Annotated in this window: 9 protein-coding genes; 7 read left to right on the plus strand and 2 right to left on the minus strand. The window is 55.8% G+C overall.

Annotation, left to right across the window (positions count from 1 at the left end; genetic code table 11):
• Positions 1–32: 32 nt before the first annotated feature.
• On the minus strand, positions 33–593 hold the full coding sequence (locus K3169_RS25795) for a response regulator transcription factor (RefSeq protein ID WP_027901129.1): 561 nt from the start codon (positions 591–593) through the stop codon (positions 33–35).
• Entirely contained in the window at positions 590–1849 is a 1260-nt protein-coding gene (locus K3169_RS25800) for an ATP-binding protein (RefSeq protein ID WP_263268707.1), read from the minus strand. Before K3169_RS25800 ends, K3169_RS25795 begins: the two co-directional genes overlap by 4 nt.
• Positions 1850–2100: 251 nt before the next feature.
• Between K3169_RS25800 and K3169_RS25805 the strand changes: the two genes are divergently transcribed.
• From K3169_RS25805 to K3169_RS25835, 7 genes are all read left to right on the plus strand, one after another.
• Positions 2101–2814 (plus strand): SIMPL domain-containing protein, encoded by a 714-nt coding sequence (locus tag K3169_RS25805; RefSeq protein ID WP_027901131.1) that lies wholly within the window; start codon positions 2101–2103, stop codon positions 2812–2814.
• Between the two features lie 216 nt (positions 2815–3030).
• Entirely contained in the window at positions 3031–5247 is a 2217-nt protein-coding gene (locus tag K3169_RS25810) for a Het-C domain-containing protein (protein WP_263268709.1), read from the plus strand.
• Between the two features lie 132 nt (positions 5248–5379).
• Positions 5380–6981 carry an ABC transporter substrate-binding protein gene (locus K3169_RS25815; RefSeq protein WP_263268711.1) on the plus strand — a complete coding sequence of 534 codons (1602 nt, stop codon included), beginning with the start codon at positions 5380–5382 and terminating at the stop codon, positions 6979–6981.
• A gap of 282 nt (positions 6982–7263) precedes the next feature.
• The gene (locus tag K3169_RS25820) at positions 7264–8892 is read left to right on the plus strand and encodes an ABC transporter substrate-binding protein (protein WP_099268164.1); all 1629 of its coding nucleotides are present in this window, start codon (positions 7264–7266) and stop codon (positions 8890–8892) included.
• 357 nt (positions 8893–9249) lie between these two features.
• Positions 9250–10848, plus strand: coding sequence for an ABC transporter substrate-binding protein (locus tag K3169_RS25825; protein ID WP_231676918.1), 1599 nt, complete (start codon positions 9250–9252; stop codon positions 10846–10848).
• A 175-nt stretch (positions 10849–11023) separates the two neighbouring features.
• Entirely contained in the window at positions 11024–12430 is a 1407-nt protein-coding gene (locus K3169_RS25830; protein WP_263268714.1) for an OprD family porin, read from the plus strand.
• 82 nt (positions 12431–12512) lie between these two features.
• Positions 12513–14108, plus strand: a complete 1596-nt coding sequence (locus tag K3169_RS25835; protein ID WP_263268716.1) for an ABC transporter substrate-binding protein — start codon at positions 12513–12515, stop codon at positions 14106–14108.
• The last annotated feature ends 15 nt before the right edge of the window (positions 14109–14123 follow it).

Here is a 14123-nt window from a genome sequence, read left to right on the forward strand (position 1 = left end):
ACTACGCGATCATCCATGACAAACAGCAGCCGTTAGCGGCGTACGGGGCGTTTCTGCAATTTGCGCTGCAAGGTACGGCGGTGCATGCCCAACGCCCTGGCGGTAGCGGAAATATTGCCCTCGTGCTCGGTCAGCACGCGCTGAATATGCTCCCATTGCAGGCGGTCCACCGACATCGGGTTATCCGGCACCAGGGTGTCCAGATCCGAATGTTGAGACAGCAGCGCAGCCAGCACATCGTCAGCGTCGGCCGGTTTGCACAGGTAGTTGCAGGCGCCGCGCTTGATGGCTTCAACGGCCGTGGCAATGCTGGAGTAACCGGTGAGGATTACCACGCGCATGTCCGGGTCCAGCTCCAGCAGCTTGGGCAGCAACACCAGGCCGGAATCGCCGTCCATTTTCAGGTCCAGCGCCGCGAACTCCGGGATGTCCGATTGAGCCAGGATCAATCCTTCTTCGGCGGAGCCGGCCGTGCTGACACGGAAACCGCGTCGGGACATCGCCCGCGCCATCACACGGGTGAACGTGGCGTCATCGTCAACCAGCAACAAATGCGGCAGCTCTTCGCCATCAACCTGGGTTTCGTCACTCATGCATCATCTCCTCGGGCGTCACGGGGCAGGCGCAGCTCGGTGAGCGTGCCGCCATCCTCATGACTGTAGAGTTTCACCGAGCCGCCCGCGCGGGTCACGCTGGCCTTGCTCAAGAAAAGGCCCAGGCCGAAGCCTTTGCCCTTGGTCGTAAAGAAAGGTTTACCGATTTGTTCGGCAATTGCCAGTGGCACGCCGGGGCCGTGGTCGCGAATGCTGATACAGATTTCCGTACTGTCCCAATTCAGACTCACTTCCAGTCCCTCCGGGCATGCATCGGCTGCGTTATTAAGCAGGTTGAGCAGCGCTTGAGTCAGGTCAGGCGGCGGCGCAAGAATGGGCGCTGTGTCCTTGCCGAGCAACTGAAAGCGGTAGCTGGCTTCAGGACGCATCAAATGCCAGCGATCCAGTGATTCGTTGAGCCAGTGGCTGACAGTCTGCATTTCCACGGCCAGACGGCGATTGGCCTCTGCGGCACGCACCAACTGCTGCAGTGTCTGCTTGCACTGTTTGACCTGCTCCTGAAGGACTTCCAGATCATCCTGCAACGCCGGATCCTTGTGGTCCTGACGCATTTCCTTGAGCAGCACACTCATGGTCGCCAGCGGCGTGCCCAGTTCATGAGCCGCACCGGCAGCCTGCGTTGCAACCGCCAGCAGTTGCTGATCGCGTAGCCCCTCCTCACGACGCTCGGCACGCAATTGTTCCTGACGCCGCAACTCCTCCGCCATCTTCGCCGCAAAGAAGGTAATGACGGCGGCGGCCAGGGCGAAGCTCAGCCACATTCCGTAGACCTGCAGGTTTTCCCGCGAGATCGGATAAGTGTCCAGAGAATAAGAATGCCCCATCAGCCAGCTATACAGCGCCAGCGCGATGCCCGACAGGATCAGCGAATAACGCCATGGCAACGTGACCGCGGCAATGGTCAGCGGCACCAGATAATAAGAAACGAACGGGTTGGTCGAACCGCCCGAGTAATAAAGCAGCGCACTGTGGATAAACAGGTCGAACGCCAGTTGCACGGAGTACTCTTGCTCAGTCACTGGCAACGACGTGCGCAACCGAACTGCCGTCACCGCGCACCAGATCGTCGAGAACCCGAGAGTGATCGCCAGTTGCATCCAGGGCAGCGGCAATAAATGAAACAGGTACGCAATACCCACCGAACCAGCCTGAGCAGCCAGTACCAGCGTGCGGATAAAGGTCAGACGCCAGAGATTCTGGCGCGTAGCGGACAACAATTGGACGGGGGCGAGCATGAGCTCTCCTGATGAGTGCTCCAGGCGAATCGATGCGAGTATAACCAAGCAACAACAAAAACTGCGCAAACTGCGGCAAACCACCACAGGTTTCATGAATAATTTACCTTTCGTTTCGGCGATCGATAGCCCGGCAACCCTGAAGCTGCCGGAACCACACCCCTCCACTCACAGTCTTATGGTTTTGCGCCCTGTCGACGTCTGTCGCAGGCCTGTCTGCTATACGCATGCTTCATAACAAGGAGTTTCCAATGTTCAGCCTTCGCCCTACTGCCGCCCTGCTCGCCCTCGGCGCTGCTGCGCTGACCAGCGTTCCAGCGCTGGCAGACACCGTTAACTACAACCAGGTCTCCGTACGTGCCGAGGTCAACCAGGAAGTCTCCCGCGACCTGATGAACGTCACGTTGTACAGCGAAGCGCAGAACACTGACCCTGCCAAACTGGCTGCTGAAGTCACCGAGACCTTGAATAAAGCCCTTGGTCAGGCGCGTCAGGTCAAAGGTGTCACGATTCGCCAGGGCAACCGCAACAGCTACCCGATCTACGATGATAAAGGCCAGAAGATCACCGGCTGGCGCGAACGTGCAGAACTTCGCCTGGAAAGCGCCGACTTCGCGGCCCTGTCCAAATTGACTGGCGAACTACTGGGCGACATGAAAATGGGCGGAATGGACTTCTCGATTTCCAAACCGACACGCAAGGCCAGTGAAGACACGTTGCTGAAAGAAGCCGTGACTGCGTTCCGCGCCCGCGCCCAACTGGTCACCGAAGCTCTGGGTGGTACCGGCTACAAAGTGGTCAATCTGAACTTCAACACGTCTGGTTACCCGCAGCCGTACCTGCGCGCGCCAGCCATGATGATGAAATCCTCCATGGCGGACAGCGCACCGACACCGGATGTTGAAGCCGGCACCAGCGACGTGACCGTTACCGCAGATGGCGTGATTGAGGTCGCTATCCCTTGATGGCCGTTTCTTGATAAGCAGGCGGCAACCCCAGGTTGCCGCAACCTCGCAGGATCATCGTTCTACTCTTACTCCGCTTGAATCCCCCGCCTACAGCAATTGAAAGCCTATCCTGCTTTTTCGGTCAGGACTCGTCCGTAAACTCCATTCGGCCTCACCCAAAACATTTCTATGCGACGCGGGCCTCTGCGTTTGCACACTTTCAAGGACTCACGGATGAATCCTCAAGCTGCCTCACCGAAAAAAAATACCCGCTATATCAACCATCTGATGCATCGCGCTAAAACTGCTAACAGAAACACAGACGCGTTTTTATCCAGTAAACACCGACCACGACTGGACAGTACCGTTGCCCTGAGTCTGCTGAACCGTTTGGCCCGCACGCACGCTGCGCCTCACTTCATAATGGAAATGGCGACGATTTTCGGCGTGGACATCCACCCCAGAGTTTATCTGGAACTGCAAAAGGCCCTGATCGCAGAAACCATCCCCCTGCCTCGCTACGAGGTCGTCTCGTCTGGAACCTATCCGGCCGATTACAACAACCGCGACCGGACTATCAGGATTCATGTGGCGGCAATGCAGCACATCGTCAAGCACCCCGACGCCACCTGGGAGCTACTGGCCGTGTTGCTTCATGAATTCGGCCACCACATTGATGAAGTAATCCGCCGGGACCTTGCCCCCCGTCACGCGGCAGACACACCGCCCCTGCACCCGGATTCCGCCGGAGAGGAAGGCGCCCGCTTTGCGTTGCACATGGCAGGGTCTGGCCTGCAGGACGAAGACGATCTGATCCTTGGCCTCTACGTGGATGAGGATAAAACCGAACACGTCATCAAAATCAATTACACCTTGGGCATGCGAGCGGTACGGGAAAGGCAGAGCGACATCGTTCGACTGGACGGCGAAACGATGGACCCCGACCGAGAAGCATTTGAAGCAGATGGCAGCGGCAACGGCCTTTTCAGCCACGAACGAATCGAAGCAGGCCTGGAGGCGATCGGCTTTGCCAAAGAAGACCTGCAAGCCATGTATTTCGGTAACTGGCTTCGGGATCACGCGCAATTACTGGATCCCAAGGTTGTCCGGGGTAAAAATCAAAAGAAGGACTTTCCCGCTGTCATGTCGCGCGAAGCACTGACAGCGGTGGTCGATGTGATGGCCGCCAGAAAATTTCACGAGTTAAGGGCCAAAGACAGTTCCAGCTACAAAGTGACCGAGCAAAAGCTGGGGGTCTACCGTCCGAGCCATCACATTGACAACCCGAGAGTCGAAAATCCCACCCCGGCGGATCTCGCTGAACGCGATCCGGAGTTCGAAGCCTGGGTGCTGGAAGATGATCCACTGCTGGAAGTGGCTAAAGACTCGTCGATGAAGTCCTACATACATCGCTCGGCCGCGAAGATGCGCATAGAGCTATTCGCCGCCATGAAAGAGGGTTACACCCCGGAAGGTTTACGCAAGCTGGGCGGAGCACTGCATATACTTGAAGACTTTTTTGCTCACTCCAATTTTGTTGAATTGAACCTCATTGCCCTGAATCACAAAGACGTCTTGCCCTGGACAGGCCCGGCCGACTGCAAGCACAAACTCCCCGTAGTAACCGGCACATTTGGAGGCACTGACATAATCGCCAGCCTGGCAGGCCCCATCGCCAAACTGCTGGCTCCGGACTCAATATGGGATTTCAACCCGACCAGGCCCGGCGCTCGCTCCGACTCGGAACGGATGCTGTTGATCCTGCTCAGCGAACATGAGGAGGCGTGGCTGCTGGAGACGTTTCAAGACTTCCTTGCCACCCGTGACAAGGCCAGCGCCATTCCCGGCTTCAAGCTGTTTGAGCTCTATAACTGGGTCATTTCCAGCCCCTTACGTTTAGCGGGCAACGCCTACAACACGATCTTTCAGGGAATGCTGCAAATCATCGGCAACAGTATTGACGATATACAGACCCATACCGGGGCCGATCCCCATCAAACTGGATCTACAGATCCCACGCACTCCCAGTTATCCAAAGATCATGCCGATCATCCGCTGCACAAACTGGCGGCGAGCTGCGCGTCGAGCGCTATCAGGGAAGTGGCGGGCGCCATGCTCAACTACTGGAGATTTGGCTCGGGTATCAGGCCGACAGATATCGCATTCAGCTATTTTGTACACCCGGAAGACACCTACCTGCTGGACGATATCTTCCTTGATTGGGCGAGCAAAAACCCCGAGCAGATCAAACGCGCCAGCTCTTTAACCGAGCTCTCACGACTGCACCAGGAACTGCTGGAAGTCACTCACAAACGATTCCAGGCGTTTGCGAAAGAAAGCCTCGACGTGTGGGACTATCTGAAGAAACTCGGTGGTGCCATCGGGCTCAAAGATGTAGCTGACATAAAGCAGCGTCAAAACCTCAAGACGACGGGCAGCAAAGAGGTTTAGACAAAGCGCATCGATCGAGCGGATTCAGGAACGGCGACATACCCCTTGTGAGCGACCCGACAGTGCGACATCCTGCGCTGTCCAACTGCCTGATGAGCGTCAGGCAGCCACTGCCGCAGTCGCGAGGGTTCCATGGGAAAAAACGTATTCAAACCACTGCTCCTGACCACCGCCCTTCTGGCCTGCATGCCCATGGCTCAGGCAGCCAGCACGCTGGTGTACTGCTCCGAAGCCAGCCCGGCAGGTTTTGATCCAAGCCAGTACACCAGCGGCACAGATTTCGATGCCTCGGCTGAAACGGTATTCAACCGCCTGACGCAGTTCAAGCGCGGCGGTACCGAAGTAGAGCCTGGGCTGGCCACAAAATGGGATGTTTCAAGCGACGGCCTGACGTACACCTTCCACCTGCGCCCAGGCGTGAAGTTTCATACCACTGATTACTTCACGCCGACCCGGGACTTCAATGCAGACGATGTGCTGTTCACGTTCCAGCGACTGCTGGACGCCAACCATCCGTTTCGCAAGGCATACCCTTCGGAGTCTCCGTACTTCACTGACATGGGCATGAACACCACGATCAAGAGTGTCGAAAAAGTCGACGACCAGACCGTGAAATTCAACCTGAACAATGTCGACGCGGCGTTCGTGCAGAACCTGGCCATGAGCTTTGCCTCTATCCAGTCGGACGAATACGCCAATCAGTTGCTCAAGCAGGGCAAAGCCGAAGAGCTCAATCAGAAGCCGATCGGCACCGGACCGTTCGTGTTCAAGCGCTACCAGAAAGACGCGCAGATTCGTTACGACGCGAACACGGCGTACTGGAAACCCGAGGATGTGAAGCTCGATCACCTGATCTTTTCCATCAACAGCGATGCGGCTGTGAGAATGCAGAAGCTCAAGGCGGGTGAGTGTCAGGTCAGCGGCTATCCGCGGCCGCAAGACATCGAACTGATGCAGAAAGACCCGAATATCAAAGTAATCAGCCAGCCCGGATTCAACCTCGGCTTCCTGGCCTATAACGTAACGCATCCACCACTGGATCAGCTCAAGGTACGCCAGGCGCTGGACATGGCCATCGATAAACCGGCGATCATCAAAGCGGTTTACCAAAGCGCCGGGCAACTGGCGCAGAACGCTATTCCTCCAGGCCAGTGGAGCTACGACCCGAGCATCAAGGACGCACCGCACGACCCGGTAAAGGCCAAACAGTTGCTCAAGGAAGCAGGTGTTGCACCGGGTACCCAGATCAACCTGTGGGCCATGACCGTGCAACGCGCTTCCAATCCGAACGCCCGCATGTCAGCGCAGATGATTCAGGCCGACTGGGCCAAGGTTGGCATCAAGGCCAACATCGTCAGTTACGAATGGGGCGAGTACATCAAGCGCGCCAAGGCCGGTGAGCACGACGCGATGATCTATGGCTGGACCGGCGACAATGGCGATCCCGACAACTGGCTTGGCGTGCTGTACAGCTGCGCAGCGGTGAAAGGCAGCAACTACGCAAAATGGTGTGATCCTGCCTACGACAAGCTTGTCCAGAAAGCCAAGCTGACCACGGATCGCGACGAGCGCATCAAGCTTTACCAGCAAGCACAGCAGATCCTCAAAGCGCAGGTGCCGATCACTCCGATTGCTAACTCCAAGGTCTTCCAGCCGGTGCGCAAGGAAGTCCAGGACTTCAAGCTAAGCCCCTTCGGCCTCACGCCTTTTTACGGTGTAAGCCTGACCAAATAAACGAACCATTAGAAAAATTGGTAACACTGCCGCGCCAATCGAGTGCATTCAACACAAATGACTGCTCGCGATTGGTGCGCAAAACCTTTCCAGATACGACGCGCAAACGATCAAATGCGTCAAAAATTACACTGATGCGACATTCCTGTACGCTCGTGCCACTCTTTGATACTTCTCTGACACCAACGTCTTGCTTTGGGTATGGCCCCTGCATAAGTATCGGCAAGATCGGCTCACAAGGTCAGATCCTCAAAATTAAAAATGACAACAACTGAGGCCATCATGCTCAAACACGCGGTCATTCCGTTTCTACTCAGTGCAGGCTTGATCACTGCAGCTCCTTTCGCTCAAGCGGCATCGAACCTCGTGTTCTGCTCCGAAGGCAGCCCGGCCGGTTTCGACCCAGGCCAATACACCACCGGCACCGATTTCGATGCATCGGCAGAGACCGTATTCAACCGTCTGAGCCAGTTCGAACGTGGCGGCACCGCTGTAGTACCAGGGCTGGCGACCAGCTGGGACGTTTCCCCGGATGGCCTGACTTACACTTTCCACCTGCGTGAAGGCGTCAAGTTCCACACCACTCCGTACTTCAAGCCGACCCGTGAATTCAATGCCGATGACGTGCTATTCACGCTCAATCGCATGATCAACAAGGACGACCCGTTCCGTAAGGCGTACCCGACCGAGTTCCCGTACTTCACCGACATGGCGATGGACACCAACATCAAGAAAGTCGAAAAAGTCGACGAGCACACTGTCAAGCTCACCCTCGGTACTGTTGATGCTGCGTTCATTCAGAACCTGGCGATGAGCTTCGCGTCCATTCAGTCTGCTGAATACGCAGCCAAGTTGCTCAAGGAAGGCAAGCCTGAGCTGATCAACCAGCAACCGATCGGCACTGGCCCGTTTGTATTCAAGAGCTACCAGAAAGACTCCAACATCCGCTTCACCGGGAACAAGGATTACTGGAAGCCTGAAGACGTCAAACTCGACAACCTGATCTTCGCCATTACCACTGATGCTTCGGTTCGTGCGCAGAAGCTGAAAAAGGGCGAATGCCAGATCACCGCCTACCCACGCCCTGCCGACCTTGCTCCACTCAAGGCTGACAAGGACCTGAAGATGCCGGATCAGGCAGGCTTCAACCTGGGTTACATCGCCTACAACACGATGGACAAGATCAAGGGTAGCGATCAGCCAAACCCTCTGGCCATCAAGGAAGTTCGTCAGGCGCTGGACATGGCTGTGAACAAGCAAGGCATCATTGATGCGGTGTATCAGGGCGCAGGCCAACTGGCCGTTAACGCCATGCCGCCAACCCAGTGGTCCTACGACACCACCATCAAAGACGCACCGTTCGATGTTGAAAAAGCCAAGGCCCTGCTCAAGCAGGCCGGCATCAAGGAAGGCACCGAAATCACCCTGTGGGCGATGCCGGTTCAGCGTCCTTACAACCCGAACGCCAAGTTGATGGCCGAGATGCTTCAGTCTGACTGGAAGAAAATCGGCATCAACGTCAAGATCGTCAGCTACGAATGGGGCGAGTACATCAAGCGCGCCAAAGCGGGCGAAAACGGCGCGATGCTGATTGGCTGGAGCGGTGACAACGGTGACCCGGACAACTGGCTCGGCACCCTGTTTGGCTGTGATGCCCTCGAAGGTAACAACTTTGCCAAATGGTGCGACAAGCCGTTCGATACCTTGATCCACCAGGCCAAGGAAACAACGGATCAGGCCAAGCGCACTGAGCTGTATAAGCAGGCACAACACCTCCTCAAAGATGCTGTTCCAATGACGCCTATCGCGCACTCAACGGTTTACCAACCGATGCGCACTAGCGTTCAGGACTTCAAGATCAGCCCATTTGGTCTGAACTCGTTCTACGGAGTTAGCGTTACCGGCAAGTAAGGGTCAAATAACTGCGCTGTAATACAGCGCAGTTATTTCCTTTTGTCGGATATATAAGGTTTCGTATTTCCCTGTAGGAGCTGCCGAAGGCTGCGAATTGCGGTGCGTCAGATATAACGCCCTCGCAGCCTTCGGCAGCTCCTACAGAGGAATTAGCTAACTACATACAGAAGTTTCCTACGCACTTTTAGGCATCCGGTACTACATACAGTCTTGCCCGACGGACATACCTTCGTGTGCGTGGAGCAAGCTATTTCATTTTGTTACCGATCGGTCACTAAGGCTTCCTGCTTGCAGGCAGTGCTTTGCCTGGCACTTGTTGGGCACTTACTACTCATTTCAAGGATAAGGATCATCATGCGTAAAACCATTGCCATGTCGTCGTTGTTCAGCCTTGGCTTGCTGGCACTGACGCCTGCTGCACAGGCCGCCAGCAATCTGGTGTTTTGCTCGGAAGGAAGCCCGGCCGGTTTCGATATTGCCCAATACACAGCAGGCACCGACAACGATGCCGCTGAACCGATCTACAACCGCCTTACCGAATTCGAACAAGGCAGCACCGCCGTTATTCCGGCACTTGCAACCAAGTGGGATGTTTCCGAAGACGGCCTGATCTACACGTTCCATCTGCGCGAAGGCGTTAAATTCCACACCACGCCTTACTTCAAGCCAACGCGTGAATTCAACGCCGATGACGTGCTGTTCACGTTCAACCGCATGCTCAAGCAGGACCACCCGTTTCGTGTCGCTTACCCGACCGAATTTCCGTACTTCAACGGCATGGGCCTGAATAAGAACATCAAGTCAGTGGAGAAAACCGGTCCGTTGACCGTGGTATTTACCCTGAACAAAGTCGATGCCGCATTCATTCAAAACGTTGCGATGAACTTCGCTTCGATTCTGTCCGCTGAGTACGCAGACCAGTTGATGAAATCCGGCAACCTGCACGACATCAACCAGAAGCCAATCGGCACTGGCGCCTTTGTTTTCCAGCGTTATCAGAAAGACTCGCAGATTCGCTACAAGGGCAACAAAGACTTCTGGGACCCGAGCCGCGTCAAAATCGATAACCTGATTTTCGCCATCAATACCGATGCTTCGGTACGGATGCAGAAACTCAAGGCCAACGAGTGTCAGGTCTCGCTCAACCCACGCCCTGCCGACCTTCAGAAACTCAAGGAAGACAAAGACCTCAAGGTGATTGAACAGGCTGGCTTCAACCTGGGCTACATCTCCTACAACGTACGCCATGAGCCGTTGGGCAAACTGGAAGTCCGTCAGGCGCTGGACATGGCAGTCAACAAGCAAGCCATCATCAACGCTGTGTATCAGGGCGCCGGTCAACTGGCCGTCAACGCCATGCCGCCGACCCAGTGGTCTTACGACGACACCATCAAGGACACGCCGTACAACCCGGAAAAAGCCAAAGAGATGCTGCGCGCAGCGGGCATCAAAGAAGGCACCGAACTGACCCTGTGGGCGATGCCGGTTCAACGTCCTTACAACCCCAACGCCAAGCTTATGGCTGAAATGCTGCAGTCCGACTGGGCCAAGGTAGGCATCAAGGTCAAGATCGTCAGCTATGAATGGGGTGAATACCTCAAGCGCACCAAGAACGGCGAGCACGATATCTCGCTGATCGGCTGGACAGGCGACAATGGTGACCCGGACAACTGGTTGGGCACGCTTTATAGCTGTGCGGCTATTGGCGGTAACAACTACTCGATGTGGTGTGACGAGAAATACGACGCACTGGTCAAGGCCGCAGTTGCCACTTCCGACCGCGCCCAGCGTACTGACCTCTACAAACAGGCCCAGCAGTACCTGAAACAGCAAGTACCTATCACTCCAATCGCACACTCCACGGTTAACCAGCCGCTGCGTAAAGAAGTGCAGGGTTTCAAAGTCAGCCCGTTCGGGCGTAATACTTTCACCAACGTAAGCGTCGCCGACTAAGCCAGATAAAACAGGTAACTCGCTGCCCTTGGACCAAGGGCGGTGAGTATCACCGTTCCAGAAATTCGTTTTGTTAGCAGATGTATCAAAAAAGAACGGGGCAAAAAAAGCCTCACACCACCAGAGCCAGACCAAAAAAACTGGCAACTATAAAGTAGTAAAGGGAGCTTCAATCGTGAGAAAAGTCAGTACCGCAGCAGTCGCTTTTTCCATTGCTTCTCTGAGCGCAATGGCACAGGCAGAACCGGTCAGCCAGGCATTCGTGCCAACCCAGCTGAGTTCCAAAAGCGCGCAAGGCGAAGCCGGGGGCTTCATCGAAGATTCACACCTGACCGGTACGACTCGTAACTGGTATGCCAACGAACTGCTGCGCCGCGGTGGTACTTTCGGCTACAACGATCACGGCGTTGATAAAACGACCTCGCGTCGCATCAACTGGCAACAAGGCACCATCATCAACTACACCTCTGGTTTCACTCAGGGCGTTGTTGGCTTCTCCACCGAACTGGCGCTGTACAACGCCATTGCGCTAGACCGCGACACTGACGACTTCGCTGGTAAATCCAACCGGACTCTGGCTGACAGCGATGGCGATGCAGTCGGTCAGTGGAGCAAGATGGGTCTAGGCAACGTCAAGGCTCGCATCTCCAACACCACACTGACCATGGGTCGCCAGTCGGTGAACACCCCGGTTATTGCCTTCATCGGCAACCGTGCACTGCCCTCCAGCTTCCAGGGTGTTGCCGTGCAAAGCGACGAGCTCAACAACCTGTCTTTCCAGGCCGGTAGCTTCGACCGTGTGTCGCCACGTATGGAACAAAGCCTGGACAAGTTCCGCTCTGAGTACGGTGATCGCAGCCAGACCGCTGATCGTCTCGATATGTTCGGTGCCGACTACAAGCCGTTCGAAAGCCTGACTACCAGCTTCTACGCCTCCAACCTCGAAGACTTCTGGCACCAGTACTATGTCGGCTTCACCCATGAAATGGGCGACACCGACGTAGTGGGCCTGAGCACCAACCTGAACTACTACAAAACCAAAGATTCGGGCCAGCGCAAACAGGGCCCGATCGACAACGATACCTACAGCCTTTCCTTCACCGGTACGCACAAGGCTCACAGCCTGAGCGTCGCCTATCAGGAAGTCGCCGGTAACGAATACTTCGATTACGCCCACGACACCAACGCGATCTTCCTGGCCAACTCCCTGCTCTCGGACTTCAACGGCCCGAACGAGAAGTCACTGCAGGTTGCTTATGTACTGAACATGGCCGAATACGGCGTGCCCGGCCTGAAATTCAACATCTACCAGGCCCGCGGCTGGGGCATCGACGGTACTCACTACAAAGGCAATACATACGGTGGTATCGACGCAAACGGCGCTGCGACCGGCGTTCGGGCAATGGACGGCGAAACCCACTACGAGTACGGCATCGGCACTTCATACGCTGTACAGTCCGGCCCACTCAAGGCCACAGCGATCCGCGCGACCTACACCACGCACCGCGCCAGCGAAAATCAGTCTGATGGCAGCATCAACGAATTCCGTCTGGTAACCACCATTCCATTCAACATCCTGTAACTCGCACCATGACTGATCCGGCGCGGGGGCCAACACCGCGCCGGATCAGTCGCACAGGCGTTACATCAACGGAGGGTTCACATTGAAACTGTTATCGCTACGCAACTCGATCGCCCTGGCTCTGTTCAGCGCGGCGCTGAGCGTCTCCGCCAAGCCCCTGGTGGTTTGCACCGAAGCCAGCCCGGAAGGCTTCGATATCGTTCAATACACCACCGCGGTCACGGCTGATGCCACGGCCGAAACCTTCCTCGACAAACTGGTCGGATTCAAACCGGGCACTACCGAAACTGAACCCAACCTGGCCAAAAGCTGGGACGTCAGCGAAGACGGTCTGACGTACACGTTCCACCTGCGTAAAGGCGTCAAGTTCCAGACCACCGATTACTTCAAACCAAGCCGCGAGATGAACGCCGACGACGTTCTTTGGAGCTTTCAGCGTCAGCTGGACCCGAAGCACCCGTGGCACGACAAATCTCTGACCGGCTATCCGTATTTCGAAAGCATGGGCTTCAATGACCTGCTTAAAAGCATCGAAAAAGTCGACGACCATACCGTCAAGTTCACCTTGACGCGTCCCGAGTCGCCGTTCCTGCGTGACCTGGCCATGCCGTTCACGTCGATCTACTCCGCCGAGTATGCCGATCAACTGCTCAAGGCCGGTAAAACCGCTGAACTGAACAGCAAACCCATCGGCACAGGCCCGTTCATCCTGACTCGCTATGCCAAGGACGCCCAAGTTCGCTATAAAGCGAACCCGGATTACTGGAAGGGTGCAGTGCCCAGCGAAACATTGATTTTTGCGATCACGCTGGACAGCAATGTGCGCCTGCAAAAGCTCAAGGCCAACGAGTGTCAGGTCGCGCTTTATCCAAAACCGGACGACATCGCAACCATCAAGGCAGACCCCAAGCTCAAGATTGAAGAGATGGAAGCCATGATGACCAGCTACATCGCCATCAACACTTCGCACAAGTACTTGAGCGATGTGCGTGTGCGGGAAGCGATCAACCTGGCGTTCGACAAGAAGGCTTACATAAAGGCGCTGTTCGGCGAAGGCAAAGCGACTGAAGGGGTAAACCCGTATCCGCCAACGCTGCTCGGCTACGCTCAAGACATCAAGAACCCCGCACACGATCAGGAAAAAGCCCGGGCACTGCTTAAAGAAGCAGGCGTTCCGGAAGGTCAGGAGTTCAGCCTGTTCCTGCGTAATGGCGGTGCAGTAACTAACCCGAACCCGGCGCTGGGTGCGCAAATGCTGCAAGCGGACCTGGCCAAAATCGGTTTGAAGTTGAACCTGCGCGTCATGGAATGGGGCGAGATGCTTAAACGGGCCAAGGCCGGTGAGCACGACATGGTGTTTGCAGGCTGGGCTGGCGACAATGGCGACCCGGATAACTTCCTTACACCTAACCTGAGTTGCGAAGCAGCGAAGAATGGTGAAAATTACGCCCGCTGGTGTAACAAGGCGTTTGAAGAAGCAATCTCCAAGGCCCGTGAAAAGACCGATCCGGCTGAACGGGCTGCGCTCTATGAACAAGCTCAGCAAATATTTGCCAAAGACGTACCTTGGCTGAGCCTTGCTTATCCAAAACTGTTTACTGCAATGCGTAGCAACGTCGAAGGCTATCAAATTAGCCCGCTGACCAATAACAACTTCGCCACTACCAGGGTGAAGTAGAAAAATAATCCGGCG

It is taken from the genome of Pseudomonas phytophila, from assembly GCF_025643095.1.
Classification (GTDB): domain Bacteria; phylum Pseudomonadota; class Gammaproteobacteria; order Pseudomonadales; family Pseudomonadaceae; genus Aquipseudomonas; species Aquipseudomonas quasicaspiana.

Coding starts and splice junctions, on each gene's coding strand:
- K3169_RS25795 (WP_027901129.1), bottom strand. CDS start 593: ATGAGTGACGAAACCCAGGTTGATGGCGAAGAGCTGCCGCATTTGTTG.
- K3169_RS25800 (WP_263268707.1), bottom strand. CDS start 1,849: ATGCTCGCCCCCGTCCAATTGTTGTCCGCTACGCGCCAGAATCTCTGG.
- K3169_RS25805 (WP_027901131.1), top strand. CDS start 2,101: ATGTTCAGCCTTCGCCCTACTGCCGCCCTGCTCGCCCTCGGCGCTGCT.
- K3169_RS25810 (WP_263268709.1), top strand. CDS start 3,031: ATGAATCCTCAAGCTGCCTCACCGAAAAAAAATACCCGCTATATCAAC.
- K3169_RS25815 (WP_263268711.1), top strand. CDS start 5,380: ATGGGAAAAAACGTATTCAAACCACTGCTCCTGACCACCGCCCTTCTG.
- K3169_RS25820 (WP_099268164.1), top strand. CDS start 7,264: ATGCTCAAACACGCGGTCATTCCGTTTCTACTCAGTGCAGGCTTGATC.
- K3169_RS25825 (WP_231676918.1), top strand. CDS start 9,250: ATGCGTAAAACCATTGCCATGTCGTCGTTGTTCAGCCTTGGCTTGCTG.